Raw genomic sequence first — 24,958 nt, 5'->3', positions numbered from 1 at the left:
CCAACCTGTCGGACGGCGAGGCGCGCCATGGATGAACATCTGGACGGTGCCGCGTCTGCCGCGGAATCGGTACTCGACCACGTGCCGATGCGCAATGAAGACGGCGAAATTCGTCACGAATTCGTCGCGGAAATTGCCCATGCGATCGAGGCCGGCGACAGCGCCGCGCTGCGCGCCTGCGTTGCCGAGCTGCACGAGGCCGATCTCGGCGATCTCATCGGGGCTCTCGAGCCAGACGATCGGGTCCGCCTGGTCGAGCTGACAGGGCGCGATTTCGACTTCTCCGCGCTGAACGAGCTCGACGAGGGCGTGCGCGAGGAGATCCTCGAGGAACTGCCGCCGCAGACGGTCGCGGAAGGTGTGCGCGAGCTCGAATCCGACGACGCGGTCGAGCTGCTGGAAACGCTCGATCAGGCCGATCAGGAGGAGATTCTCGAGAAGCTGCCGCTCAAGGAGCGCGTCGTGCTCGAGCGCAGCCTGCTTTATCCGGAAAACTCCGCCGGCCGCCGGATGCAGACCGAGTTCATTGCCGTGCCGCAGGATTTCACGGTGGGACAGGCGATCGACTACATGCGCGAGACGCCGGATCTGCCCGACCGCTTCTACGAGATCTATGTGGTCGACAAGGAGCAGCACTGGCAGGGCGCGGTCTCGCTCGACGTGCTGCTGCGTGCCCGCCGCCCGGTGGCGCTTGCCGAGCTGACTGACGAGGATCGCCGCCGCGTCTCCGTCCTGGAGGACCAGGAGGAGGTGGCCCGCATGTTCGGCAAGTACAACCTCGTCGCAGCCCCCGTGCTCGACACCCAGGACCGCCTCGTCGGCGTCATCACCGTCGACGACGTTGTCGACGTCATCGAGGAAGAGGCGGACGAGGACCTCAAGGCGCTCGGCGGCGTCAACAGCGACGAAGAGCTGTCCGACACGGTGTTCACCATTGCACGCGCGCGGTTCAACTGGCTGCTGGTCAATCTCGCCACCGCCTTTCTGGCGTCCTCCGTGCTTGGCCTGTTCGAGGGCCAGCTCGAGAAGATGGTGGCGCTTGCCGTGCTGGCGCCGATCGTCGCGAGCCAGGGCGGCAATGCCGCGACCCAGACCATGACGGTCGCGGTGCGCGCGCTGGCGACGCGCGAGCTCGGCTCCTCTAATGCATGGCGCGTCGTGGTGCGCGAGGGTCTGGTCGGCCTCGTCAACGGTCTCGCCTTTGCCGTGATCACGGGCGTCGCCGCGGTGGCCTGGTTCAGGATCCCGGGCCTTGGCATCGTCATCGGACTCGCGATCATCGTGAACCTCTTCGCCGGCGCGCTCGGCGGCATCCTGATCCCGATGGCACTCGAACGTGTGCGAGCCGATCCGGCGGTGGCGTCAGGCACGTTCGTGACAACGGTCACCGACGTCGTCGGCTTCTTCTCCTTCCTGGGAATCGCGACCTTGTGGTTCGGGCTCAGGTAGGAGCTATTGAAATCCGTAGCCTGGATGGAGAGAAGCGTAATCCGGGCCTCTGCATCGGCTCCAGAGACGCCCCGGATTGCGCTGCGCTCCATCCGGGCTACTGGCCATCATCTTTAATTCGAACTTAAGCGGCCTGCCGCATCATCGCCTTGCTTGGGGGAATGAGCATGCGTGTGCGGCTGAAGGCGGACGGACGGATTGTCGAGTTGCGGGACGGGCAGGAGTTTCCGGTCCAGCCATTTCCAATCCAGCCGGTACCCAACGCAGCGCCCGCCGAAGCCAGCTCGCTCGCCGTGCGCGATTTACGCCGCCGCGCCTGCCTGACGCAGATGGAGTTCGCGGCCAAGCTCGGCGTTCCCGTCGAGACCATCCGCAACTGGGAGCAGGGCAAGCGGGCCCCGCGGGGACCCGCCCGCGCGCTGCTCGCCGTGATCGCGCATGCGCCCGACACCGTGTTCCAGGCGCTCGCCAAAGCCTGAGCTCAAAGCCTGACGTCATGGCTCGAGTCAGGGCTTGGCGCGAACCTCCCGTTAGCATTGCGCCGAAGATCCGGCTCGGCCGCCGACGTCGCCCGTTGGCAGTGTCGCCAGCCGGGTTCATAATGACGCCTGGATGATGATTTGGGGCGACCGCGACAGAGAGGATTCCTCATGCTGTTCGTCGAGACCAATGGCGCAAGGATACCGGCGATCGGGTTGGGAACCTGGGAGCTGAGCGGGCGCATGTGCGCGCGTGTGGTCGAGCAGGCACTGCGGCTCGGCTATCGCCACATCGATACCGCACAGGTCTACGACAATGAGCGCGAGGTCGGCGACGGCCTGCGCGCCTCCGGCGTGCGCCGCGACGACATCTTCCTGACGACGAAGGTCTGGACCAATCATTTCGCGCCCCACGATCTCGAACGCTCGGTCAAGGAGAGTCTGGTGCGCATGCGGCTTCCCTCCGTCGATCTCTTGCTGCTGCACTGGCCCAATTCGCACGTGCCGCTGGAGGAGACGTTGGGCGCGCTGTCGCATGCCAAGCGCATGGGCCTGACCCGCCACATCGGCGTCTCCAATTTCACCGTGGCGCTGATCGAACAGGCGGTGGCGTTGTCGCCGGAGCCGCTGGCCTGCAACCAGGTCGAATACCACCCTTATCTCGACCAGACGAAGGTGAGGGCGGCCTGCGATCAGCACGGGCTCGCTCTGGTCGCCTACAGCCCGATCGCCAGGGGGCGGATCAAGAGCGACCAGACGCTCGCCGAGATCGGGCGTCTGCATCACAAGACGCCGGCGCAGATCTGCCTGCGCTGGCTGCTGCAACAGAATGTCGCTGCGATCCCGCGCACCTCGCGCGTCGAACGCCTGTCGGAAAACATCGAGATCTTCGATTTCGAGCTTTCGGACGACGAGATGGCCCAAATCGCCGCGCTGGCCAGTCCCAAGGGCCGCCTGACCGATTTCGGCTTCGCGCCAAAATGGGATTGAGAGGGGGCTGCCGTATGCTAGGACCAGCTTGGCAACCTGAAGTCAGGCGATGGAACTGCGGAAGATCATACGGACGGACATTGCAGCGTCGGCAATCGCCCATCTGACGCTGGTCGCGCTGATCATCGTGATCAGCGAAGTCCATCCGTTTCACGCCAGCCCGCCCGAATCGGTTTCCGTCAGCATCGTGACGCCGGAGCAGGTGAAGCAGGAGGAGGCCAAGGCCGAGGAGAAGGCCGAGGAAAAACTTAAGGCGAAGCCGCCGGAGCCGACCCCTGACCTGAAACTGCCGAAGCTGGATTTCACCGACAAGGACAAGGCGGCCGCCGCGCCGAAGCCCGAGGCGAAGCAGCAGGCCGCAGCACCGTCCTCGAAGCAGCAGGCCTCGCCCGAACAGCCACAGCCTTCACAGACGCCTCAGCAGCAGCGCGAGGCAAACACGCAGACGCAACCGCAGCCTCAACAGCCACAGCCTCAGCCATCGCAGTCGCCGCCGCCTCAGGCCATGCCGCAGCCCCCGACGCCGCAGCCCCCGGCGCCGCAACTCCTGCCGCAAGCGATGCCCCAGCCAGAGGCCGCGCCGCCCCCGTTCTATCAGGCGCCGGAGCCCGACGTCACCGTCAAGTACGGTGTCATGCTGGGCCTGCCGCCGGAATTGCCGACGGAGCTGCCGAAGGACGCCCCCAAGGACGATGGCGGCGATGCCAAGGATTCAATCGCGGCCAAGCTGCCGGCCGAAATCATCGCCGAGCTGCGCCGTCACTTGCGAAGCTGCGCCAAGCTGCCGGCGGGGGTCGCGCCGACCGACAACGTCAACATAAAGCTGCGCACGGTGCTCGCCACCGACGGCACGCTGGCGCGCGAGCCGATCCTGATCGAAGCCCCGCCGTCCGCGAAGGGCGTGGCGCTTGTGAAGTCCGCCATGAGCGCGCTTCAGGCCTGCCAGCCCTACAAGATGCTGCCGGCCGACAAATACGGGGAATGGAAGGTGATGGACCTGCCGTTCAGCCCACGGGATTTCGGCGGATAGCAGGTCATCATGTAGCCCGGATGGCTTGTCCGCCGTAGCTCTAAGAGCGAAGGCGGAAGCGAAGCGTAATCCGGGGCCGCTCGCCCGGCATTCGGCACCTTCCCGGATTACGCCGCTGCGCTCCATCCGGACTTGCTGCTCAGCGCATAGAATGACCGTACGTCCAACTTTGCGTCTGGCGACGGACAAGCCCGAGATCGCCGCTAGTCCTTACAAGCCAGCCGGAGCACACGCTGGGGACACCACCATCTCAACCCAACACCTTGTGCACCGCGCGCTAGTGCCCAGGATCTCGCATGCTGGGTCAGCCGACACAATGTCGCGGCAGCACTTCGGGCACGTATATCCCGCGATGCTTGGTGCGAAGTCATACTCCGGACCAACGTAGGCGCAGATCATGTGGTGGAATACCGGAAACGAGATCAGAGCGGATGAGCCGCAAGCCGGGCAATTCGTTTGAGTCCCTTCGATCTGCATGCTGCACCTCGCTCCCTCTCACAGCTCGTCGAGCCCGAATAGTCCCACCAGCACGGAAGCGATCCGCGCGCTGAGTTGCGTATAGTGCATGTGGACGTCGACGGCCGAGTTCAGCGCCGGGAGATGCGCGCCTGGGCTGAACCTAATTCGCGCGATTTGCGAGGCGGTACGCTCGCGCGCCACTGACGAGCCCGGTCCCGGGTACACATCTGACACCGGCAGGATTTCAATGATCTCGCCCAGAATTCGCCGGTTGCCGAACAGGACAAACACTTCGTTGCCGACTTTTGGATCGGACAGGCGTTCGTTAGGAACGTACCAGTCGACGAAGACATCAGTGGGGTCGAGAATTTCTGCAATCGGAGTGCCCGCCACCAGCGATTGGCCGGCGCGCGCAGGATTGTTCGCGACTATGCCAGCTATGGGCGCGAAGACTCTCCCATCTGCAAAGCTGCTTTCAACCTTTTCGAGGCGATCACCGAGTTGCCGGCTGAATTCGTCGAGAGCGGCCAATTGAGTGCTGGCTTCGGCGGCTTCCGCCTCCTGCGAGACCACGGCTTTGTTCGCCAAGGCGCGCTCCCGGGACATGTCTATACGGTAATTCAGGCTCGCGGCTGATGAGTTTGCGATAAGTTCGACGGCTTCCTCAGCAAGCCGCAGATGTGAGCGCGCCGCGTCGAGAGATTCGCGCGCAACCCGGGCCTTGACACGCAGTTCCGCTCTGCGGCCGGCGATGTCCGCGAGCGAGCGCATATAGGTGGCGACAATTTCATCGTGCTGCGGAGACCGAACCCTTCCGATTTCTTCGCCGGCCTTGACCGATGCACCTCTCAGCACGGTGATGCTGTTGATCTGCACGATGTAAGGCAGTGAAATCAAATATCTTGGTGAGGACACGCTGCCCGGCCCGCCGAGATAGAGAATTGGCCTCCCGAAATAGACGACAAAGAATGCGAGTATGCCGAATACGATTGTCGCATAGGCGGCGCGGACAGCCCGTCCCGCCGCGCGCCGACGGCTCTCGATGGGGTCGGGGATATGGGGATCGAGTCGTGTTAGCGTGATGGTCATTTGGCCACTTCCTTCGTCCGATCGCCGAATAGTGCACGGCGAACGCGCGGCGGCACGAAATCATCGTTCCGCGACGAGGCAAAGATGATTTCCGAAGAGTAGGAAAAGAACCGCGCGCACTTCAGATAGACGCCTTGGTAAAGCGGAAAGATCAGCGCCATATTCCAGCCAAAGGTTCCGACGGATCGATGGAATAGGGCGAACACAAGTGCCATATTGAAGACCGAGATCCAGAGCAGCAGCACGTATATCGCCGAAAGAAACAACACGGCATCCGAGCCGAACAACAGCACAATGTAGGCCAAGTAGAATGGCAGGCTGAGCGTCGGAACGAGATCGAAGACGATGAAGTCCAGCCGTTGGATTGTGTCCGGTAAACGCTCTAGCGGGTGGCGAAAACTCAGCTCGCCATACATCATGAAACGGATGCGCAGAGCATCGCGATCCCAGCGCGCGCGCTGGCGCAGCAGACTTATGCCGCTTGCGGGGGCGGCTGTTTCCGCCCAGGCGTCGGACACGAAGCGAATGACATAGCCGAGCCTGCGGAGCCGCAAGGTGTATTCCATATCCTCTCCCGGGCCGACGTCGAGCCCGCCCTGCTGCGCGAAAATATCCCGGCGATACATGGAACAGGCGCCGGACAGACACGCGATCGCATCCACCACGTCTAGGATCGACCGCCCCGCGGTGATCGACATCAGGTATTCGACGCTTTGAAGTCCTGTCCATATCGAGTCGCGCTCGTTGCTGATCGCGATGCTGCAACTTGCGCCGGCGACGAGCGGATCGCTGAACGCAGCCGCGAGGCGCTCAACCGCGTTCGGTTCGAAGACAGTGTCGGCATCTACGGTCAAGAGAAGATCGCCGCGGGCAAACCGTGCTGCAGCGTTGATGGCGGCGCTGCGGCCGCAGCGCGTCCCATGGCAGATGACCATGTCAACCTGCCCCTGCGCTCTCGCCCGCTCCGCGACCGCACGTGTTTCGTCGGTGGAGCCGTCGTCGACGACGATGATTTCGACAGGTCGGAGGGTTTGCCGGCGCAGCGAGCTGATCGAAGGAGCAAGCCCGGAGCCGCCGTTGAACGTCGGGATAATCACGCTTACCCTCGCTTGGCAAACCGTCCCGCTGGCGCTTCGCCGCTTCGAGCTGAACAGAGCAAGAGACACCAACGATAAGGTGTAGCGGGGGATGTCGAATATCAGCAGCGAGAAGGCGAGTAGAAATAAACTCGTTCCGGCGAGCACTTCGACCATTTCGGACATGCCGCCACCTCCACTACGACAGGACCACTCCGAGCATCCGACCAAACAAGGTGCGCAAGGCAATTATCAGACCAGAAAATGAAGACCATCGCGTTGATGGTCGAGTGGTAAATTGCGTAAACATTTGCTTTTTGTGTTTGCGCTATTCACCTGCAGCGTCGGCTTCGTCAGTTGACGATGACCGGCTCTCAAAGGCTGATTGTTGGCGTGCCGGCATCAGCGTTGCAGTTGGAGTTGTTCCCCGCGTCGATAAATCCCACAAGGTGACCAGGTCCGTCCAACCTTTCAGGCGCAAGACGGCCTCAGTCTGGAAAGACTGAGGCCGGTGGGGGCGTCGATGTACCGTTGGGGTCGGTACTCCAGAACTCTAATCGCGACGCACCAATCTGCGTATTGTCCTTGAGGACAACCAATCAGCACGTCGTCCCTCTCACACATCTGCGAACCGCCCGACGGGTATGCCGGACGGTGGTCCGTGCCACGCACACGCCGTTGATACGTGCCCTACCGACGCCGCAGGCAGCAGCGACTTCCGTAATCAGGCTTTCGGGCTGTGAAATCGGGCAGGTGTCATCGCCTGAGCCGATACTGCGAAGAAGAAGGCGGACGTGGCAATTCCGAGCGACTTGATCATATCGAGCTCCCTGGAAGCGCCCAACCGCCCGGCCGGCGCGGCGAAGCGATGGACGCGACTCCCTCAAACTGATGCCCGCTCAAGTCAGAGAATTGAGATAGATCAAAGCGACTTCAGGAGTTCCCATGAGGCAATCGCTGCACAGGCCGAGACGCCGGCTTAGGATTATGATCGCAGGCTTCCCTGTGCCCTTGGATAAGAGGGGGAGGTGACCAGGCAAAGATACGGGCGAAATGCGCCGCGAGAGTGCGAAGCTATGTCTGCAACTCAAAATGCGAGCTGGAAAAGTGGCGCTGCCGCCTCATACTGCGTCAATGCGAGCGCAGCGACTTGTCCGCCACACTCCGCCCTCGTACCCCGGACGCAGCGCAAGAGCGCTGCAGCGCGTCCGGGACACAAGCGCGTCAACGACCGCGCCTCATCTCCTCGCCGTCCACCACCTCCGGCGCCATTGCCTCCCACGCGCTCGAGGCGAATTGCCGCCGCCAGGTCACGATCACCACGGCGGCCGTGGTCACGAACAACACCCAGGGGCTGACGAACCAGCCGAGATAGCCGAGTGCGAAGAAGAAGGCGCGCTGGCCGCGGTTGAAGTGGCGGCCGGCGGATTCGAACAGGCGCGAGGTGCGGATCACATGGGCTTCGGCCTCCGGCGTGTCACGCTGCGAGGCCGCGGGCATGCCGCCGAACAGGATCGCGACATAGTTGAACAGGCGGTACGACCATGCGAATTTGAAGAAGGCGTAGACGCAGATCAGGACGAGGCCGACGCATTTCAGCTCCCACATGGCCGGCGAGGTGCTGAGATCGATCGGCAGCTTGCTCAAGATCGTGATCGCGTCGTTGGTCGCGTGCAGCAGCGCCAGCGCGCCGCCGAGCGCGATCAGGCTGGTGGAGGCGAAGAAGGCGGTGCCGTTCTGCAGCGAGGCCATGATCTGCATGTCGACCATGCGCGCGTCGCGGTCGAGCAGCCGGCGCACCCACACCTCGCGGTAGCGGTTCATGCGCGCCGACAGGCTGTCGCGGCCATAGGCCGAATGCTCCAGCGTCAGCGCGTAGACCAGCCATTCGATGATGAAGAAGCCGACGGCGGTGATGTCGACCCAATGCCTGCTCATGTGTGTCTCCTGATCGCAACGCTTGCCACGCATGGCGAGGTGCAGCAACGATTGATTGGCGGCAGGCGATGGCGTTAAAAGCGGCTCGCTAAAGGGCGTATCGAGAAGGACTGATGACATGGCTGCGCTGAAACTCGCAATCGGTAACAAGAATTACTCGTCATGGTCGATGCGGCCGTGGCTCGCGCTCCGAGCCAACGACATCCCGTTCGTGGAGACCCTGATCCCGCTCTACACCGACAATCCCGCGGACAAGGAGCAGATCATCTCGTTCAGCCGCGCCGGCAAGGTGCCGGTGCTGGTCGACGGCGACATCACGGTGTGGGATTCGCTCAGCATCATCGAATACATCGCCGAGCGCTACCCGGAAGTGAAGCTGTGGCCGGACGACGCCGCCGCCCGCGCCCATGCCCGTTCGGTGTGCGCCGAGATGCATTCCGGCTTCATGGCCCTTCGCAACGAATGCGGCATGAATCTGCACCGCCCGGTGCGCGCCGTGACGCTGTCGGCGGATGCCGAGGCCAATATCGCGCGCGTGCAGGAGATCTGGCGCGAGTGCCGGACCCGGTATGGCGCCGATGGACCGTTCCTGTTCGGGCGCTTCGGCGCGGCGGATGCGATGTATGCCCCGGTCGTGCACCGCTTCCGCACCTACGCAATCGAGGTCACGCCGGAGACTCGGGCCTACATGGACACGATGCTGGCGCTGCCGGCGTTCCAGGAATGGACCCGGGACGCGCTCGCCGAAACGCTCATCATCGAAAAGTTCGAGAACGTGTAATCTGTGGTTGCGATCGGGTCTCGCTTGACGCAGCAAGCCGGCGGCGCTCGATCGCCCGGGTGGTCGGCAAGGAGAGGGACCTCACGGCCCAGGAACTGCCCAAGGCGGTGGATCACGCCAGCCCCGACGGTCGTTTGCCCCATACCGCCTGAAGAACCGGTTCCAGCGGTATCATCGGCTGGCGGCATCACTCTGAAATAACTGCAAAATTCGTACGTTTGCCATGTTGCATACTGCTGGCCAAAAACGCCCGCCGCATGCTATACCACGGCTGGGTTTCCGGCCGGCCGACGCAGTGGGACCATGGGCGTGGCAGGCGTTGTTTGAGTGATGGAGAGGGTGTTGAAGCACAAATTCCCTATTGGCGCGCGCGTATTGTTCACCGCCAGCAATGTCGCACGCCCCGCTGCCAGCGGCTCGTATGAGGTCATCCGCCTCCTGCCGACCGATGGTGACGACTGTCAGTACCGGATCAAGAGCTCGACCGAAGCCTTCGAACGCGTCGCCAAGGAAAGCCAGCTCGCGCTGTCCTGAAGGCCGCCGCTATCCGCGCATTGGCGCGTCCCGGGGAATTGTATTCTGCCGCCGTCAAAAGGCCCGCTTCACCTTCAAAAGGTGGGCCGGGGGCAGCAGCCGACTCTCGGTGCTCGCTTTGACCATTCGCTCTCTGCTCGCGTGAGGGGACGTCGCGCATGAACTGGGCATGGGCCTCGTCGCTCGACCAAATCTGGCGCTCGCCGGCGTTTCCAATGTGGATGATGCTGGCGGCTGCCGGCTTCTTCGGACTGATCCTCCTGGTCACGCTGCTGCGCGCCGAGCGATCGGTCGCCAACGGCGCGCTGACCGTTGTTGCACTACTCGCCATTGCCATCGCCTTGGCTGCCGTGGTGCGCGTCGATGGACCGGCGGGGCAGACCACGCCGACCGAGGCGCGCGCGCAGGCCGCGATGGCTGCGAGCCTGCCGGCGCTGTCCTGTCTCGACGATCTCGCCGGCGAAGCCGTGGCCATTGGCTGCGAGAAGGCGCTGTTCGGCGCGCCTGACGCGGCGGCTGCGGCCGTCTCCACGACCGCGGCCAGGATCGACCGGCTGACGGCGCTCGGCGATGCCGCGACCGCGGAGAGGAGCCTGACGCCCGACATCAAGGTGCTGCGCAAATCGCTGGAGCGTGATCGCTACGGCCTGGTCGCGCAGGTGCTGGTCGCGCGCGACGGCTGCACGCAGTTCGACTGCGCAGCATTCCGCTCGCTGACCGACCAGCAGCAGGTCGCCGCCAACATGGATTCCCATCTCTACGACACGCTGGTCGCGCGCTACGCGCCGACCTGGAATGCGCCTGCAACGGCGCAATCGTTGCCGGCCACTGCCGCGCTTGCCGGACTGCCGCCGTCGATGCCGACGGGCAAGCCGACCAATGCGGAGTTCCCGAGTGCCTCGTCGACGCCGCCGGTCAGCATCATGAATCCGGAGCCGCCGACGCGCCAGGCATCGCCCACAGCGAACGCAGCGGCCGCGCCGGCTCCGCGCGTCCCGGCAGCGGCCTCGGCACAGACCGCGGCTCCCGCCGCGAAGAAGCCGCCTGCGCCGAAGGCTGCGCGGGCGCCGGCGGCAGCACCGGTTCCGCTCACGCCGCCGCCCGCGGCTCCCCCGGCTGCGGATAACGAGTAGATCGGCATTCCAAATGCGTGGCTGCCCGGCTAATGCTGGGGGCATGCCACTACATCTGATCAAGCTCGCCGTCGGCTGCGAATCCGTCAAGGAATTGAAGGAGTGGACTGCCGAACGGATGCAGACCGCCAAGAAGAAGGGTCTGCCGCAGCATCACATCCACATCACCCGCATGGTGCCCAAGCGCGACGCCGAGATCCTGTCGGGCGGGTCGCTCTATTGGGTGATCAAGGGCGAGGTCGCCGCGCGCGAAAAGATCATCGGCATCGAGCCGTTCCGCGACAAGGACGGCATCGGGCGCTGCCGGATCGTGATGCAGCCGAAGGTGATCGCGGTGTCGCCGCGGCCGATGCGCCCGTTCCAGGGCTGGCGCTATCTCGCCGACGATTCGGTGCCGCCCGATCTCGGTAAGTCCGCGGCCGGCTCGATCGCGGCGATGCCGGAGCCGATGCGGCGCGAGCTGCGCGATCTCGGGTTGTTGTAGTCCGCTACTCCCAAGGCGTCACTGCGAGGCGTCACTGCGACGGCGTCACGATGTGCAGCCGCGCCCAGTCGGACGGCGGTATGACGACGGGGCGCCCGCCTTCGCCGATGCCATCCACGATGTCGACGAGATCGGGCGCAATGCCCATCTCGTTCAGATATTTCCGGTGTTGCTCGCCAAAATACTCCGTGAGGCTCTCGCGCTGCTCAGCCGGGATGTTGGGCGCGAGCCGGTTACGGACGGAGCGGCTGCCCAGCACAACCTTCGTGCCCGGCGGCAGGCTGCGATGCACGCCGCCCGCCAGCGCGAGCACGCAGGCAAAATCGCAAATCAGATTCGACGCCGACAATCTTGCATCGAGCGGTCCGCCCGGCCGCTTCAGCGTAAAGCATTCGGCGTCCGGCTTCCTGGCGCAGGCTGTGACCTCGGTCGTCCCGGCGGTGGCGTCGAGGCCGCGGTCGCGCAGGATGCGGCCGAGGCTGCTTGCGACCTTGAGATTGGATACGCCCCAGCTATGGATCACGACAGGCAGCTTGCGCCCGGCCTGACGGTCGAGGATCGCGATCAGCCGCTTGTAGCTATCCCACTGCACAGCCCCTTCCGCGGCAATCCAGTCGGAACACCCGGGCCCGCAGGCATCGGCCGGGCCATGGGCGACGTAGAAGATCATGGCGTCGGGCGGCGAGCCGAAGGCGCCGATCGGCGGACGCTGCTGGGCCTGTACGGCGCCTGCTGCAACGAGCGCCAGCACGCAGCTCACGATCCTCGCGCTGATGGATGACATGCCCCGCCAGTCGGCTCGCTTCCTCGTGCCGATCATCCCTCCGGGCGAGCAAAGGTGCAAGATCAACCTTGGCGGTTACACCGCGATATTGTCGATCAGCCGGGTCGTGCCGAGCTTGGCCGCGACCAGGATGCGCAAGGGGCCGTCCTTGCGCGAGATGACAGGCGCCAGGGTCGCTGCATGGCGCACCTCGAAATAGTCGAGCTCAAAGCCGGCCGCCGTGATCATCGCGGCACCGCGTGCCATTGCGGCTGCGACCTCTTCGCCGACGCGGATGCGCCCGGCGCTGTCCTTCATGGCGCGGTACAGCGTGGTCGCGGTCTGCCGCTCCTGTGGTGACAGGTAGACGTTGCGCGAGGACATCGCGAGCCCGTCGCGCTCGCGCACGGTGCGGGAACCGATCACCTTGACGCCGAGGTCGAGGTCGCGGGCCATCTGCGCCACCACCCGCAACTGCTGAAAATCCTTCTCGCCGAAGATCGCGACATCCGGCCGGCACTGCGTGAACAGCTTGCCGACGACGGTGGCGACGCCGCCGAAGAAATGCGGGCGGAAGCGGTCCTCGAGGCCGGCCAGCGCTGGTCCCTCCGGCACGATGCGGGTGGCAAAGCCCTCCGGATACATGGCCTCGGCGCCGGGATGCCAGACGATATCGACGTCCTCGGCGGCCAGCTTGGCGAGATCGGCCTTCCAGGTTCGCGGATAGGCGCCAAAATCCTCGGTCGGAGCGAACTGGGTCGGGTTGACGAAGATCGACACCACGACGCGGCTCGCGCGCCGCCTGGCCAGGCGCACCAGCGACACATGGCCGTCATGGAGCGCTCCCATGGTCGGGACCAGCGCGATCGTGGCCTTTCGCTTGCGAAGATTGTCGACGGCGCTTCGCAAGGTGGGGACCGTGCGGGCGATCAAGGGGCTGCGTGACATCAGAACTCGACGGAGTTGGGGAATCGGCGGGCGCGTCCCGGCGCCCGGCGGGCTAACCTTAACAAGCGGCGACCATGGACGCCACGCATCCGGATGCGGCACAGCATCCCGCGCAAAGCCGCGTAAGAGGTCGCGACATTGTGGGTTGGATCACAGACGCGAAGCGGCGCGGCGATTCATGATGAAGGTCGGCGCGCCGCGATTTGTATTGCCTGTCACGCATTTCACTTGACCGCAGACGCGGCCAACTCGAAGATATTCGTCAGGGGTGTTGAGGATCGCGATGCTTGTGCAAGCTAGCCAAGGCCAGTCCGGCTCGGCGCATGTGGTCGTGCTCGGCAATGAGAAGGGCGGCTCCGGCAAGTCGACGACCGCCCTGCACATCGCAGTCGCGCTTCTGAAAGCCGGCCAGCGCGTCGCCACCATCGACCTCGACTGCCGTCAGCAGAGCTTTACTCACTACATCAACAACCGTTCCGCCTGGGCGCGCCGCACCAAGCTCGACCTCGAACTGCCGCTGCATCGCTGCATCAAGCTCGGCGAGACCATGCAGGTCGCCGAGAACGAGAATTCGGAGTTCCTTCAGTTCATGGAGGCGGTCTCGGCGGTCGAGAGCAGCTTCGACTTCATCGTCATCGATACGCCCGGCACCGACAGCTACCTGATGCGGCTTGCGCACTCGATGGCCGACACGCTGGTGACCCCGATCAACGACAGCTTCCTCGATTTCGATGTGCTCGGCACCGTTGACCCCGCCAATTACGCGGTGACGGGCGAGAGCCACTACGCCGAGATGGTGCGGGATGTCAGGCGCAAGCGCCGCCAGCTCGACGGCGCGACCACCGACTGGATCGTCGTGCGCAACCGCCTGTCGATGCTCGGCTCCCGCAACAAGCAGCTGGTTGCCGAGGGGTTGAAGGATTTGTCGATGCGGCTGGGCTTCCGCTACGTCGACGGCTTCGCCGAACGCGTCGTCTATCGCGAGTTCTTCCCGCGCGGCCTGACCGCGCTGGACGAGATCGACGAGGCCACCCTCGGCATGCGACCCAATCTCGGCCATCTCACCGCGCGGGAGGAGGTGACGAGCCTGCTCCGCCAGCTCAAGCTTCCGCTCGATGAGCGCGGACGCCGCCGCGCCGCCAACCGTGCCGAGTGGTTCAACCAGGTAGACAAGCCGCTCGAGGTCCACGACATCCTCGGCGCCTGAGGCGGCGGTATATCGCTACTTCCGGTCGATCAAAGCGGCCGGTCTCCCGTGGGAACCCAGCCCGCGCTCAACAGTTTTCACCCCGCGTTTACTGCAAAATTGAACCCGATCGAGACAGGTTGCGTCGGAAGGTGACGTGCACCCTGACGTAGCCGTATGAGAGCGAGGTGCCCAACAAACGTGTGCGCCGCACAATGAAAGGGCTGCCAGTTCACAATATTTAGCCTTTCTGTCACGCGGCTGTGACATATATTAGGGAATAGGCGACCAGGGGCCGAAGAGCTCCGGAAGAACACGATTTTCAACAGGGATTCAGGCCGCAAGAGCCTGAGGCTGAGGACGAAAATGAAGCGTGGAATTGCCGTTCTGGTTTCGGTCAGTGCCCTCTGCGGCGTCGCCTATTTCACGGCGAGCAAGTGGGCAATCAGGCACGAGACCATCACCTTCTACGATGCCTCGCGCGACAACCGTGCGGTGCCCGTCGATATCGCGATCCGTCGTGACAAGGAAATGCAGGCCAACGCCGGCATGATCACGATGCCGGTCGCCGTGATCAACCACGGCAACACTGTCAAGAACACCGAGTACGGCTTCCTCGCCAATATTTTCGCCGCGCGCGGCTATCTCGTCGTCAGCCCGCAGCATGATTTGCCGACCGATCCTCCGATGGTGACCAAGCCCGGTGAGATCTATGTCGGCCGGCTGCCGCAGATCCTGCGCGGCGTCGCCAACATCCATCTCGCCATGCAGGAGATGAAGAAGGTTCAGCCCAACGCCGACTACGAAAAGGTGACGATGGTCGGCCACTCCATGGGCGGCGACATCACGATGTATTTCGCCAAGCAGTATCCGGATGAGGTCAAGAAGGTCGTCACGCTCGACAATCTTCGCGTGCCCTTCGTCACTGCCGGCAAGTTCAAGATCCTGTCGTTCCGCTCCACCGATCCGCAGTTCAAGGCCGATGCGGGCGTGATCCCGACCGACGAGGAATGCGAGAAGGCCGGTATCCAGGTCGTGAAGACCGAATTCCAGCACAACGATATGCGCGACACCGGTCCGGACGCGGCCAAGAATTCGATCCAGGGCATGCTCGACAAGTTCCTGAGCGCGACTGACAGTGAAGTGGCGCCGGTCGATACGCAGTCGTCCCCGCCCAAGATTCTCGAGCCCGGGCCGGTCGCTTTGATGGCGCCTGCCAAGAGCTGACGCCTTCCTCGTTGTCGATACCGATTTTCAAAGCCTCCGCCGGGTTCCGCCTGCGGGGGCTTTGCACATTGACCGGGCGGCATGCGCTGACCACATTAGCCGTTCACGCCAAGGTCAAGGAATGTCCGGCGAACCCATCAAACCGCGCGGCCGCGATGCCGCCTCGACGCAACCAGGCGGCGCTGTGCCGCAGGCGGGGACCTCGACCGCGGAGGACATCGCCGCCTTCGTCGCAAACGCGCGCGCGCTGTCACCGCATGCGCCCGGTGCGAAGGGGCGGCTGATCTTCGCGCTGGATGCGACGATGAGCCGGCAGCCGACTTGGGACATGGCCTGTGCGCTTCAGGCTGACATGTTCCGTGAGACCGCCGCGCTCGGCAGTCTCGACATCCGGCTCGTCTACTATCGCGGCTTCAACGAGTGCCGCGCCACGGGATGGATCTCCGACAGCGCCAGGCTTGCGACGCTGATGGGCAAGATCGATTGCCGCGGCGGGGACACCCAGATCGGCAAGGTGCTGAGCGAGGCGCGGCGCGAGGCTGTCGCATCCGGCGTGCGCGCCGTCGTCTTCGTCGGCGACGCCATGGAAGAGAACGTCGACGAACTCTGCGCCAAGGCCGGCGAGCTCGGCATGCTCAAGGTGCCTGTGTTCGTATTTCAGGAAGGCCATGACGCGGTGGCCGAGCAGGCCTTTCGCGAGATCGCCCGCCTGACCGGCGGCGCCTGGTGCCGCTTCGATCCGGGCGCGGCGGCGCAGTTGCGCGAGCTGTTGCGCGCAGCCGCCGCCTACGCGGCTGGCGGACGCGAGGCGCTGTTGCAGTTGGCGAAGACCGCCAGTGGCGCGGCCAGGCTGATCGGCCAGATGAAGTAGCGCTGCAGCGGTCTGCGGGGCCAAGGACTCGATGCTTTTTGGCGATAGGCCGACTATATTCAGGCCATGACCCTGATTGCCGGTGCTATCGCTGTTATCACCCTTTATCTGCTGCTCCAGATGTTCCGTTCGGCCAATCCGGCCGTGCTGGCACGCGCGATCAGGTTCGGTGGCGGCGTGGTCGCGCTGGCTGTCGCAGCGTTCACGGGATTGAAGGGCGAACTGGTGGTGGCGATCCCGCTCGGGATATTCGGCGCCGGGCTCCTGGGCTGGACACCGATGGCAAACGCCGGCTTCGGCAATATCGGCGGGCTGTTCGGCGCCGGCGCGACGCGCCCGGCCGGTCAGGCGTCGCGCGTGCGCTCGCAATTTCTGGATATGCGGCTCGATCACGATTCCGGCCAGCTCGGAGGCCGGATCGTCGCCGGGCCTCACGCCGGGCGCGATCTCGATGAGTTCGATCTCGCGGCCCTGCTGGCAATGGTCCCGGCGTTCGACGCCGAGAGCGTGGCCCTACTTGAAAGCTATCTGGACCGCCGGTTTCCCGCTTGGCGTCAGAACGCGCAGGGCGACGCGGCAGGGGGGCAGCGCCGCACGGTGGCGACCGGCAAAATGACGACGGAGGAGGCCTATCAGATCCTTGGCCTGCAGCCGGGGGCGGGCCGTGACGACATCAGCCGGGCTCACAAGTCCCTGATGAAGAAACTGCATCCCGACCAGGGGGGCTCGACGTATCTCGCTGCCCGGGTAAACGAGGCCAAGGATACTCTGCTTCGCACGCATAACGGCTAACTCCGGCACCACGCTACAAACGCTCGTCCCGTGTGAGCCCCGCTTGCTCTGTTTGCCGTCGCCCCGATGCCCGCCATTGTCGGCGTGGTCGATCCCTTGCGTAAAGTTTTAACCGTAAATCCTTGACGAGAGGTTGTCGTGGAACAGCCTCGTCGGCCACCGTATCCCGAAAATGAAAATGCCCGCGCAAGGCGCGGGCATTTTGATTGGAACGGCGCGAAAAGATCAGTTGCGGACGGTCATGCAGGAGATATCGGCACGCTTCAGGGTGCGGCAGACGGCTTCCGCCTGGTCGCGGTCGAGCCCGGCGAAGCGGGCGCGGTAGAGCTTGCGATTGTCTTTCGCGACGACTGGCTCGGTGAACGGATCGGCCTTGCTGAGCAGGCCGCGAGCCGAGCTGCGCGCCGCGTCGATTCGCTGCTGGGCTTCGTTCTCGCTCTCGAGCGCGCCGACCTGGACGATCCAGCCGCTGTGGGTGACGACCGGCTTCGCGGTGGTGCTCATCTGGATCGGCTGCAGCGCCGGGTCGGCTGACGCAAGCTTCGTAGCAGCCGGGGCGGGTGCGGCGGCGGCGGCGGCCGGCAATACGCCGAGGATGCCATTGCCGGTGCCGAAGCCCGCCGGCTGACGCGGCAGCTCGGTACGGGCGATCTCGGCCTTCGGCGCCTCCGGTTGGCTGGCAACCTCGGGCTTGTTGATGAGGTCTGCCCGGGCCACGACGGCGCCGGAGGTTTCGGCGACGTCGGAGCGGGACGCGATCGTGCTCGTGACCTGCGGTGCGATCTGAGCCGGGGCGGCGGAGGCGACCTTCACGGTGCCGGCCTTGACCTGCACGGTCTTGACCCGGACCGGCTTCATCGGCTCGGACGAGCCGGGGATGATCGAGAGGGGCTGGCTCGAGATCACGCCATTGGTGAGCGGCGCAGGCTCGATCTTGGATTCAGTCGACCGAACTTCAGGCTTGTTGGCTTCAGATCTGGGCTGAGCCGGCGGCACCGCGGCAGTCGCAGCCGCAAGCGTCGACAGGCGCGCGGCGAGACGCGACGGGGCTGCTTCGGGAGCAGGGGCAGCCTGAACCTGCGGAGCGGAGCGTGCCGGGGTATCCGACGCATCAGCGACTTCGGCAGCGGCGTCGGAGCCGTTGCGCTCGGTGACCGCGGCGACGGTATGGGTGGTCGCGGCCTTATCGAGGTTCTCCGCGAGCAGGTTGCGCATGATGGCGTCGCGCGAGCCGCCGCTGCGGCCGCCCAGCACGACGCCGATCAGGTGGCGGTTGCCGCGGCGCATCGAGGTCACGAGATTGAAGCCGGAGGCGCGGGTGTAGCCGGTCTTGATGCCGTCCACGCCCTCGACATTCCCGAGCAGATGATTGTGGTTCCGGATCGACTGTCCGCGCCAGTTGAACGTCGAGGTCGCGAAATAGCGATAGTAGCGTGGGAAGCGCTCCTGGATGGCGCGGCCGAGCGTGGCCTGGTCGCGCGCGGTCGTGACCTGCTCGTCGTTGGGAAGACCGTTGGCGTTGCGGTAAACCGTCCTGGACATACCGAGCGAACGCGCCTTGCGCGTCATCATCTGGGCGAAGTCGTCCTCGTCGCCGCCAATCGCTTCCGCGATTACAACGGCTGCGTCGTTGGCGGAGCGGGTGACGAGACCCTTGATTGCGTCCTCGACGCGAATGGTCTGGCCGGCACGCAGGTTCAACTTGGTCGGATCCTGATCGGCGGCGTGCTGCGACACCGGCATCTCGGTGTCGAGCTTCAACTTCCCGGACTCGAGGCGCTCGAACAGCAGATAGAGCGTCATGATCTTGGTCAGCGAGGCCGGGTGGCGGATCCCGTCGGGACTCGTTGCCTGAAGCACGGACCCGGAATTGCCGTCGACGATGATCGACGCGAATTTCGGGCTGGAACTCTCGGACACATCGCGCTGCACGCGGTGGTGCGCGTAGTGACGACGGTGGCGCCGCGCCTCGGCAGCATCTGTGGTGAAGATGACCGCACTGGTGACCGCAAGAAGCCCAAAAACGCCAACCCGCGCCAAGCGCGAGGAAGACAAGTTTTTACGAAGCATGAAACCCCGTCCCCGTTTCTGACTTGATCACCGGCTCGTGAGGCGAAATTGTGCCCATGGGACCCGGGATCATTACCTGCTCAGGCTGTCCTTCCGCAGGTGTTCGCTGCGGGGGACGTTGGGCCTGAGCCGCTATTCTGGCTAAGGTGATGTTCTCCAACGGCTTTTGGCCGCTTGTGGAAGCTGAACACGTCCAGGGAATCAAAGTAGGGCGCTGCGGTTTCCAAAACCTTAAGGAACCCTTGCGGGAAAACCCGGGAATTGGTGCGAACTTGTCCTTATTTTTGTGCGTCGCACAAAATTCTTGACTTTTTTGTGCGCTGCACTAATTGTAAGCAGGGTCAGGGAGCCGGGGCTTCCCGACGAGAGCTAGGGAAAAGGATTCCGAATGTTCAAGGTTGAAGACTTTCAAGGCTACGGGAAAGAGCACTTCGAGCAGTACGTCGCCTCCGCGACCTCGATGCAGCACGGCCTTCAGGCGATCGCCAGCGCCTATGGCGACTACACCAAGAAGTCGTTCGAAGACACCAAGTCCTTCGTCGAGAAGCTTTCCGGCGTGAAGTCGCTGGACAAGGCCGTCGAAGCGCAGACCGAATTCGCCCGTTCCGCCTACGAGTCCTTCGTCGCGGAATCGCAGAAGATCGCCGGCCTTTACAGCGACCTCGCCAAGCAGGCCTTCAAGCCGGTCGAGACCATCGTGTCGAAGTTCACTCCGGCCGCCAGCTAACGTTTCCTGACGTCCTGGATTCAAAAGCCCGGCTGAAGCAGCCGGGCTTTTTTGTTTGTCGTGGCGTGTCGATCTCAGCGCGCGACGCGCAGCTTGGACAACGACGTGCCGATGTCCTTGAACACCGAGACGGTCTGATCTGCCTTCGTCACCAGGTAGAACTTGTCGGTGCCGCTGGCGCAATATTGCAGCACGCTGGACGTCGGATCGCTGCCGGTGTTCACCTGCACCGTATAGACCGTGATGTTCGCCGCCTTGGCGTTGTCGCACAGCTTCTTCTGCCGCGCGTCGATTTGCCAGGCGTTGCTGTACCAGCGGTTCTGCGTATTGAGACCGTCGGAGAGCAGCACGATCGCATCCTTGTAGGTGTAGTTGGGGTCCTTGGCCGGCGCGTTCATGGGATCGCCAGCCGACAGCGTCATCCAGCCCCAAGCGAGGCCAATGCCCTGGTTGGTGTTGCCGGTGGGCTTCATGGCGTCGATCCGGCTCTTGAGTAAGCTCCAGTCGTAGCTCAGCGGCATGATTGGCTGCAGATAGGACGAGCTGCCGGGGTCGCAGTAGGAGTACTGTTCGGCCGGGAACTGTGTTCCCGCGTTGCCGCTCGTGGGCGTCGTGTTCTTCGTGTCGTAGTCCTGGTCGCGGTCGACCACGCATCCCGTCCATGTGTTGTGGTTGGCGAACCTGGTGCCGCGGGCCGCGTCCCAATCGCTGAAATCGACCCAGTACTTGCTGTAGTTGCTGGCGCCGACGTTGACGTCCTTGGCAAACGGAACAATCGAGATGTAGACGTCGCCATCGGTCTTGGAGAGCAGGCTGAGCTGGTCGACCAGGCTCTTCGCGGCGGTCTGCATCGCCGCCATCTTGCCGTCGTCGGCCATCGACCCCGTGTTGTCGAGCACCAAGGCCACGCGCATGCGCACCAGGCCCCAGGCGCTGGTGGAATTGGCGCCGACGTCGAGTGTCGGGAAGCCCGCGACCTTCATGAAGGTGGTCGTGTAGGTGCCGGTGCCGGTGACCTGGATGGTGGAGCCCATGCTGGTGCTTGCGGTGTAAGTGGCCGCGATGCTGACCGACGGCAGGGCGTTGGTGGCGGTGAACAGGGCGTTGAAATAAGCCTGCGCCTTGATGCTGATCTGCGACGTCGTGATGGTGCCGGACGACAGATCCTTGGAGACCATCAGCGAGGTCGAATCGAGGGCCGCCTGCATTGCGGAACGAGCCTGGGCCGCGCGGCTGTAATCGATTGCAGCTCCGACGAAGCCTAAAACCGGGAGCAGCGCGATGGCGAAGATCACGGCGATATTGCCTTGTTCGGCCGCTGCAAACCGGGCGAGGTGTCGACCAATACGGCTGACGAATGGCAGGCGAGACATGACGATTCCCGGAAATCTGTGACTTTGCCCGTTTTCGCGCCACGCCGTTGAACGCAGGGTAAATCGGTCCGTAGAAAACCGGAGATAGCCCGCGCGAAACAGCCGCAGCCACGTTGCCAGCCGGGTTCCTGGTCAACATCTTCTAAACGGGCGGGGCGGAAGCTTTTGTCAAATCAGTCCGGATTGATTAACCTTGGCAAGGATCGCCCGGACCGGGAATCGGGACCGCCATGGCCGCATCGGCCGAGCTGTCGTACGCTTGCGGCGAGCCGGGGGCAGGCCCATATTCGGTGAGGCCGATCCGGCTTGGACCGGACCGGCTGGAAGCGGCGATCCAACAAGGCGGTGCGCCTGTGCGAAGCTCCAAAAGCCGGGGCTGCGCGGCAAACCGTCATACGCTTCCGTGGGGAATTTGAACGCCTGAGCCATGCCGCAACTGTCTTCCAGACCAGATCCGTCCGCGGCCGCCGCCGCCCACGCTGCCCTGATGAGCAACGACGAGAACCGTTCCGGCGGTCCCTCCGCGCCAAACACGTCCGTCATCACCAAGGTCAAGCCGAAGACCAAACGGCCGAACCTGTACCGTGTGCTGATCCTGAACGACGACTACACGCCGATGGAATTCGTCGTTCATGTGCTGGAGAAATTCTTCCAGAAGGACGCCGAGGCTGCAACCAAGATCATGCTGCACGTTCATCATCACGGGATCGGGGAGTGCGGCGTGTTCACCTACGAGATCGCCGAGACCAAGGTAACGCAGGTGATGGATTTCGCTCGCAAGCACCAGCATCCGCTGCAATGCGTGATGGAAAAGAAGTAAGACTCGACACGTTACGGCGCGTTCGAAGCCGGCTTGTGCATGCCGCAATGTGATTGCCGCGTGATGTCTGCGCGCGATGTTCGTTGCGGCAAAACTACGGAATTTCGGACCGGTGCCGATCGTACCCAAACCGGAACGGGTTTTGCATCGAAAAATACCTCAGCTGTGCAGCCGCCTGAGCCGCGGAACCGGTCTTTCGCCGCGATCTTGTATAACTATATGTGACAAAGGTTGTTGTTGCCTGACCGGGCGATGGCGATCATGATGGTGGGGGCCATAGAGGACGCGAATGCCGACTTTTTCCCAAAGCCTTGAACAATCCCTGCATCGTGCACTGGCGATCGCAAACGAGCGTCATCACCAATACGCGACGCTCGAGCATCTTTTGCTCTCCCTGATCGACGACTCCGATGCAGCCGCCGTCATGCGCGCCTGTAGCGTCGACCTCGACAAGCTCCGTACGAGCCTCGTCAATTATCTCGAGACCGAATTCGAGAACCTGGTGACGGACGGCGCCGACGACGCCAAGCCGACCGCAGGCTTCCAGCGCGTGATCCAGCGCGCGGTGATCCACGTGCAGTCGTCCGGTCGCGAAGAGGTGACCGGCGCCAACGTGCTGATCGCGATCTTTGCCGAGCGCGAGAGTCATGCCGCGTATTTCCTGCAGGAGCAGGACATGACGCGCTACGACGCCGTGAACTACATCAGCCACGGCATCGCCAAGCGGCCGGGCGTCTCCGAGGCGCGGCCGGTGCGCGGCGTCGACGAGGAGACGGAGACCAAGGGCAGCGAGGACGCCAAGAAGAAGGGCGAGGCGCTCGAGACCTATTGCGTCAACCTCAACAAGAAGGCGCGGGATGGCAAGATCGATCCGGTGATCGGACGCAATTCCGAGATCAACCGCGCGATCCAGGTGCTGTGCCGCCGGCAGAAGAACAATCCGCTGTTCGTGGGCGAGGCCGGCGTCGGCAAGACCGCGATCGCGGAGGGCCTGGCCAAGCGCATCGTCGACAGCGAGGTGCCGGAGGTGCTGGCGGCTGCGACCGTGTTCTCGCTCGACATGGGCACGCTGCTCGCCGGTACACGCTATCGCGGCGACTTCGAGGAACGCCTGAAGCAGGTGCTGAAGGAGCTCGAGGCGCATCCCAATGCCATCCTGTTCATCGACGAGATCCACACCGTGATCGGTGCGGGCGCGACGTCGGGCGGAGCGATGGATGCCTCGAATCTGCTCAAGCCCGCGCTCGCTTCCGGCACCATCCGCTGCATGGGCTCGACCACCTACAAGGAATACCGCCAGCACTTCGAGAAGGACCGCGCGCTGGTGCGGCGCTTCCAGAAGATCGACGTCAACGAGCCGACGGTCGAGGACGCGATCGCGATCCTCAAGGGCCTCAAGCCGTACTTCGAAGACTACCACCGGCTGAAATACACCAACGAGGCGATCGAGGCTGCGGTGCAGCTCTCTTCGCGCTACATCCACGACCGCAAGCTGCCGGACAAGGCGATCGACGTGATCGACGAATCCGGCGCGGCGCAGATGCTGGTCGCCGAGAACAAGCGCAAGAAGACCATCGGCATCAAGGAGATCGAGACGACGATCGCCTCGATGGCGCGGATCCCGCCGAAGAGCGTGTCGAAGGACGATGCCGAGGTGCTCAAGCATCTCGAGCAGACCCTGAAGCGCACCGTGTTCGGTCAGGACAAGGCGATCGAGTCGCTCGCCGCTTCGATCAAGCTGGCGCGTGCCGGCCTGCGCGAGCCGGAGAAGCCGATCGGCTGCTATCTGTTCTCTGGTCCGACCGGCGTCGGCAAGACCGAGGTCGCGAAACAGCTCGCGGCGTCGCTCGGCGTCGAGCTGTTGCGCTTCGACATGTCCGAATACATGGAGCGGCACACGGTGTCGCGCCTGATCGGCGCGCCTCCCGGCTATGTCGGCTTCGATCAGGGCGGCTTGCTCACTGACGGCGTCGACCAGCATCCGCATTGCGTGGTGCTGCTGGACGAGATCGAGAAGGCGCATCCCGATCTCTACAACGTGCTGCTCCAGATCATGGATCACGGCCGGCTCACCGACCACAACGGCAAGCAGGTCAACTTCCGCAACGTGATCCTGATCATGACCACGAATGCGGGCGCGTCCGATCTCGCCAAGCAGGCGTTCGGCTTCACGCGCTCGAAGCGGGAAGGCGACGACCACGAGGCGATCAACCGGCAGTTCGCGCCGGAATTCCGCAACCGTCTCGATGCCGTCGTGTCGTTCGGCCATCTCAGTGTCGAGGTGATCGGTACGGTGGTCGAGAAGTTCGTGCTTCAGCTCGAAGCGCAACTCGGCGATCGCGACGTCACCATCGAACTGTCCGACCCCGCCAAGACCTGGCTGGTGAAGCATGGTTACGACGAGCAGATGGGCGCACGTCCGATGGCTCGCGTGATCCAGGAGCACATCAAGAAGCCGTTGGCCGACGAGGTGCTGTTCGGCAAACTCAAGGGTGGCGGCCATGTCCGCGTCGTTCTGGTCAAGGACGAGGCCGACGAGACCAAGGACAAGATCGGCTTCGAGTTCGTCGAGGGGCCGGTCACGCCGAAGCAGGAGAAGCTCCCGGGAGCCCGCAAGCGCCCGCCGGGCAAGTCCAAGCCAGGTGGCCCCGGCGGCTCGAAGGGGCCGACCAAGAGCCCGCTGGTCAAGGCTTGATCCGCACGCGATGAATTGAAAAGGCCGGCTGAGAAGCCGGCCTT

Annotated in this window: 22 protein-coding genes; 15 read left to right on the top strand and 7 right to left on the bottom strand. The window is 63.9% G+C overall.

Annotation, left to right across the window (positions count from 1 at the left end):
* Positions 1 to 27: 27 nt before the first annotated feature.
* From mgtE to N551_RS0113185, 4 genes are all read left to right on the top strand, one after another.
* Positions 28 to 1,449, top strand: a complete 1,422-nt coding sequence (mgtE, locus tag N551_RS0113200; protein WP_027567370.1) for a magnesium transporter — start codon at positions 28 to 30, stop codon at positions 1,447 to 1,449.
* Between the two features lie 161 nt (positions 1,450 to 1,610).
* On the top strand, positions 1,611 to 1,928 hold the full coding sequence (locus tag N551_RS0113195) for a DNA-binding transcriptional regulator (protein WP_027567369.1): 318 nt from the start codon (positions 1,611 to 1,613) through the stop codon (positions 1,926 to 1,928).
* A 171-nt stretch (positions 1,929 to 2,099) separates the two neighbouring features.
* The gene (locus N551_RS0113190) at positions 2,100 to 2,918 is read left to right on the top strand and encodes an aldo/keto reductase (protein ID WP_027567368.1); all 819 of its coding nucleotides are present in this window, start codon (positions 2,100 to 2,102) and stop codon (positions 2,916 to 2,918) included.
* Between the two features lie 49 nt (positions 2,919 to 2,967).
* Positions 2,968 to 3,948 (top strand): hypothetical protein, encoded by a 981-nt coding sequence (locus N551_RS0113185; RefSeq protein ID WP_027567367.1) that lies wholly within the window; start codon positions 2,968 to 2,970, stop codon positions 3,946 to 3,948.
* Positions 3,949 to 4,443: 495 nt separating this feature from the next.
* On the opposite strand, the gene N551_RS0113180 is transcribed toward N551_RS0113185, so the two are convergent.
* From N551_RS0113180 to N551_RS0113170, 3 genes are all read right to left on the bottom strand, one after another.
* The gene (locus tag N551_RS0113180) at positions 4,444 to 5,496 is read right to left on the bottom strand and encodes an HlyD family secretion protein (RefSeq protein WP_027567366.1); all 1,053 of its coding nucleotides are present in this window, start codon (positions 5,494 to 5,496) and stop codon (positions 4,444 to 4,446) included.
* Positions 5,493 to 6,758, bottom strand: a complete 1,266-nt coding sequence (locus N551_RS0113175; protein WP_027567365.1) for a glycosyltransferase — start codon at positions 6,756 to 6,758, stop codon at positions 5,493 to 5,495. The genes N551_RS0113180 and N551_RS0113175 overlap by 4 nt, the downstream gene beginning before the upstream one ends.
* A gap of 1,038 nt (positions 6,759 to 7,796) precedes the next feature.
* Positions 7,797 to 8,510, bottom strand: coding sequence for a DUF599 domain-containing protein (locus N551_RS0113170; RefSeq protein ID WP_027567364.1), 714 nt, complete (start codon positions 8,508 to 8,510; stop codon positions 7,797 to 7,799).
* 118 nt (positions 8,511 to 8,628) lie between these two features.
* On the opposite strand from N551_RS0113170, the gene N551_RS0113165 reads away from it, so the two are divergent.
* The 4 genes from N551_RS0113165 to N551_RS0113150 all read left to right on the top strand — a co-directional run bounded on the left by N551_RS0113165 (position 8,629) and on the right by N551_RS0113150 (position 11,442).
* A complete protein-coding gene (locus N551_RS0113165; protein ID WP_027567363.1) occupies positions 8,629 to 9,291 on the top strand; it encodes a glutathione S-transferase family protein in 663 nt (220 codons plus the stop codon).
* 330 nt (positions 9,292 to 9,621) lie between these two features.
* On the top strand, positions 9,622 to 9,825 hold the full coding sequence (locus tag N551_RS0113160) for a hypothetical protein (RefSeq protein WP_007611353.1): 204 nt from the start codon (positions 9,622 to 9,624) through the stop codon (positions 9,823 to 9,825).
* 158 nt (positions 9,826 to 9,983) lie between these two features.
* Positions 9,984 to 10,958, top strand: a complete 975-nt coding sequence (locus N551_RS0113155) for a hypothetical protein (RefSeq protein ID WP_027567362.1) — start codon at positions 9,984 to 9,986, stop codon at positions 10,956 to 10,958.
* Positions 10,959 to 11,001: 43 nt separating this feature from the next.
* The gene (locus tag N551_RS0113150; protein WP_027567361.1) at positions 11,002 to 11,442 is read left to right on the top strand and encodes a DUF1489 family protein; all 441 of its coding nucleotides are present in this window, start codon (positions 11,002 to 11,004) and stop codon (positions 11,440 to 11,442) included.
* 31 nt (positions 11,443 to 11,473) lie between these two features.
* Here the strand turns inward: N551_RS0113150 and N551_RS0113145 are convergent, their stop codons facing one another.
* Entirely contained in the window at positions 11,474 to 12,226 is a 753-nt protein-coding gene (locus N551_RS0113145; protein WP_081747838.1) for a hypothetical protein, read from the bottom strand.
* 75 nt (positions 12,227 to 12,301) lie between these two features.
* Entirely contained in the window at positions 12,302 to 13,153 is an 852-nt protein-coding gene (gene panC, locus N551_RS0113140; protein ID WP_027567359.1) for a pantoate--beta-alanine ligase, read from the bottom strand.
* Positions 13,154 to 13,436: 283 nt separating this feature from the next.
* Here panC and N551_RS0113135 point away from each other — a divergent pair, with 283 nt between their 5' ends.
* The 4 genes from N551_RS0113135 (at position 13,437) to N551_RS0113120 (ending at position 17,229) form a co-directional block, all read left to right on the top strand.
* The gene (locus N551_RS0113135; protein WP_027567358.1) at positions 13,437 to 14,360 is read left to right on the top strand and encodes a division plane positioning ATPase MipZ; all 924 of its coding nucleotides are present in this window, start codon (positions 13,437 to 13,439) and stop codon (positions 14,358 to 14,360) included.
* Between the two features lie 345 nt (positions 14,361 to 14,705).
* Positions 14,706 to 15,566 carry an alpha/beta fold hydrolase gene (locus N551_RS0113130; RefSeq protein ID WP_007603233.1) on the top strand — a complete coding sequence of 287 codons (861 nt, stop codon included), beginning with the start codon at positions 14,706 to 14,708 and terminating at the stop codon, positions 15,564 to 15,566.
* A 121-nt stretch (positions 15,567 to 15,687) separates the two neighbouring features.
* Positions 15,688 to 16,437 (top strand): hypothetical protein, encoded by a 750-nt coding sequence (locus N551_RS0113125; RefSeq protein ID WP_027567357.1) that lies wholly within the window; start codon positions 15,688 to 15,690, stop codon positions 16,435 to 16,437.
* 66 nt (positions 16,438 to 16,503) lie between these two features.
* The gene (locus N551_RS0113120; RefSeq protein WP_027567356.1) at positions 16,504 to 17,229 is read left to right on the top strand and encodes a DnaJ domain-containing protein; all 726 of its coding nucleotides are present in this window, start codon (positions 16,504 to 16,506) and stop codon (positions 17,227 to 17,229) included.
* A 225-nt stretch (positions 17,230 to 17,454) separates the two neighbouring features.
* Here the strand turns inward: N551_RS0113120 and N551_RS0113115 are convergent, their stop codons facing one another.
* Positions 17,455 to 19,299 carry a D-alanyl-D-alanine carboxypeptidase gene (locus N551_RS0113115; protein ID WP_027567355.1) on the bottom strand — a complete coding sequence of 615 codons (1,845 nt, stop codon included), beginning with the start codon at positions 19,297 to 19,299 and terminating at the stop codon, positions 17,455 to 17,457.
* A 388-nt stretch (positions 19,300 to 19,687) separates the two neighbouring features.
* Here N551_RS0113115 and N551_RS0113110 point away from each other — a divergent pair, with 388 nt between their 5' ends.
* The gene (locus N551_RS0113110; protein ID WP_007603238.1) at positions 19,688 to 20,026 is read left to right on the top strand and encodes a phasin family protein; all 339 of its coding nucleotides are present in this window, start codon (positions 19,688 to 19,690) and stop codon (positions 20,024 to 20,026) included.
* 74 nt (positions 20,027 to 20,100) lie between these two features.
* Here N551_RS0113110 and N551_RS0113105 read toward each other — a convergent pair whose 3' ends face one another.
* Positions 20,101 to 21,399, bottom strand: a complete 1,299-nt coding sequence (locus tag N551_RS0113105) for a pilus assembly protein (protein ID WP_027567354.1) — start codon at positions 21,397 to 21,399, stop codon at positions 20,101 to 20,103.
* A 487-nt stretch (positions 21,400 to 21,886) separates the two neighbouring features.
* On the opposite strand from N551_RS0113105, the gene clpS reads away from it, so the two are divergent.
* Positions 21,887 to 22,219: an ATP-dependent Clp protease adapter ClpS gene (clpS, locus tag N551_RS0113100; RefSeq protein WP_018455182.1), complete on the top strand. Its 333-nt coding sequence runs from the start codon at positions 21,887 to 21,889 to the stop codon at positions 22,217 to 22,219.
* A 289-nt stretch (positions 22,220 to 22,508) separates the two neighbouring features.
* Positions 22,509 to 24,914, top strand: a complete 2,406-nt coding sequence (clpA, locus tag N551_RS0113095) for an ATP-dependent Clp protease ATP-binding subunit ClpA (protein ID WP_018455181.1) — start codon at positions 22,509 to 22,511, stop codon at positions 24,912 to 24,914.
* Positions 24,915 to 24,958 lie beyond the last annotated feature (44 nt).

The sequence above is a fragment of the Bradyrhizobium sp. URHA0013 genome, assembly GCF_000518345.1.
In the GTDB taxonomy this organism is placed as follows: Bacteria; Pseudomonadota; Alphaproteobacteria; order Rhizobiales; family Xanthobacteraceae; genus Bradyrhizobium.
This window is presented reverse-complemented; position numbering and strand designations above follow the sequence as displayed.

What these genes read in the sequence shown, in the direction of transcription:
- mgtE (WP_027567370.1), top strand. Translation starts at nt 28, where the DNA reads ATGGATGAACATCTGGACGGTGCCGCGTCTGCCGCGGAATCGGTACTC.
- N551_RS0113195 (WP_027567369.1), top strand. Translation starts at nt 1,611, where the DNA reads ATGAGCATGCGTGTGCGGCTGAAGGCGGACGGACGGATTGTCGAGTTG.
- N551_RS0113190 (WP_027567368.1), top strand. Translation starts at nt 2,100, where the DNA reads ATGCTGTTCGTCGAGACCAATGGCGCAAGGATACCGGCGATCGGGTTG.
- N551_RS0113185 (WP_027567367.1), top strand. Translation starts at nt 2,968, where the DNA reads ATGGAACTGCGGAAGATCATACGGACGGACATTGCAGCGTCGGCAATC.
- N551_RS0113180 (WP_027567366.1), bottom strand. Translation starts at nt 5,496, where the DNA reads ATGACCATCACGCTAACACGACTCGATCCCCATATCCCCGACCCCATC.
- N551_RS0113175 (WP_027567365.1), bottom strand. Translation starts at nt 6,758, where the DNA reads ATGTCCGAAATGGTCGAAGTGCTCGCCGGAACGAGTTTATTTCTACTC.
- N551_RS0113170 (WP_027567364.1), bottom strand. Translation starts at nt 8,510, where the DNA reads ATGAGCAGGCATTGGGTCGACATCACCGCCGTCGGCTTCTTCATCATC.
- N551_RS0113165 (WP_027567363.1), top strand. Translation starts at nt 8,629, where the DNA reads ATGGCTGCGCTGAAACTCGCAATCGGTAACAAGAATTACTCGTCATGG.
- N551_RS0113160 (WP_007611353.1), top strand. Translation starts at nt 9,622, where the DNA reads ATGGAGAGGGTGTTGAAGCACAAATTCCCTATTGGCGCGCGCGTATTG.
- N551_RS0113155 (WP_027567362.1), top strand. Translation starts at nt 9,984, where the DNA reads ATGAACTGGGCATGGGCCTCGTCGCTCGACCAAATCTGGCGCTCGCCG.
- N551_RS0113150 (WP_027567361.1), top strand. Translation starts at nt 11,002, where the DNA reads ATGCCACTACATCTGATCAAGCTCGCCGTCGGCTGCGAATCCGTCAAG.
- N551_RS0113145 (WP_081747838.1), bottom strand. Translation starts at nt 12,226, where the DNA reads ATGTCATCCATCAGCGCGAGGATCGTGAGCTGCGTGCTGGCGCTCGTT.
- panC (WP_027567359.1), bottom strand. Translation starts at nt 13,153, where the DNA reads ATGTCACGCAGCCCCTTGATCGCCCGCACGGTCCCCACCTTGCGAAGC.
- N551_RS0113135 (WP_027567358.1), top strand. Translation starts at nt 13,437, where the DNA reads ATGCTTGTGCAAGCTAGCCAAGGCCAGTCCGGCTCGGCGCATGTGGTC.
- N551_RS0113130 (WP_007603233.1), top strand. Translation starts at nt 14,706, where the DNA reads ATGAAGCGTGGAATTGCCGTTCTGGTTTCGGTCAGTGCCCTCTGCGGC.
- N551_RS0113125 (WP_027567357.1), top strand. Translation starts at nt 15,688, where the DNA reads ATGTCCGGCGAACCCATCAAACCGCGCGGCCGCGATGCCGCCTCGACG.
- N551_RS0113120 (WP_027567356.1), top strand. Translation starts at nt 16,504, where the DNA reads ATGACCCTGATTGCCGGTGCTATCGCTGTTATCACCCTTTATCTGCTG.
- N551_RS0113115 (WP_027567355.1), bottom strand. Translation starts at nt 19,299, where the DNA reads ATGCTTCGTAAAAACTTGTCTTCCTCGCGCTTGGCGCGGGTTGGCGTT.
- N551_RS0113110 (WP_007603238.1), top strand. Translation starts at nt 19,688, where the DNA reads ATGTTCAAGGTTGAAGACTTTCAAGGCTACGGGAAAGAGCACTTCGAG.
- N551_RS0113105 (WP_027567354.1), bottom strand. Translation starts at nt 21,399, where the DNA reads ATGTCTCGCCTGCCATTCGTCAGCCGTATTGGTCGACACCTCGCCCGG.
- clpS (WP_018455182.1), top strand. Translation starts at nt 21,887, where the DNA reads ATGAGCAACGACGAGAACCGTTCCGGCGGTCCCTCCGCGCCAAACACG.
- clpA (WP_018455181.1), top strand. Translation starts at nt 22,509, where the DNA reads ATGCCGACTTTTTCCCAAAGCCTTGAACAATCCCTGCATCGTGCACTG.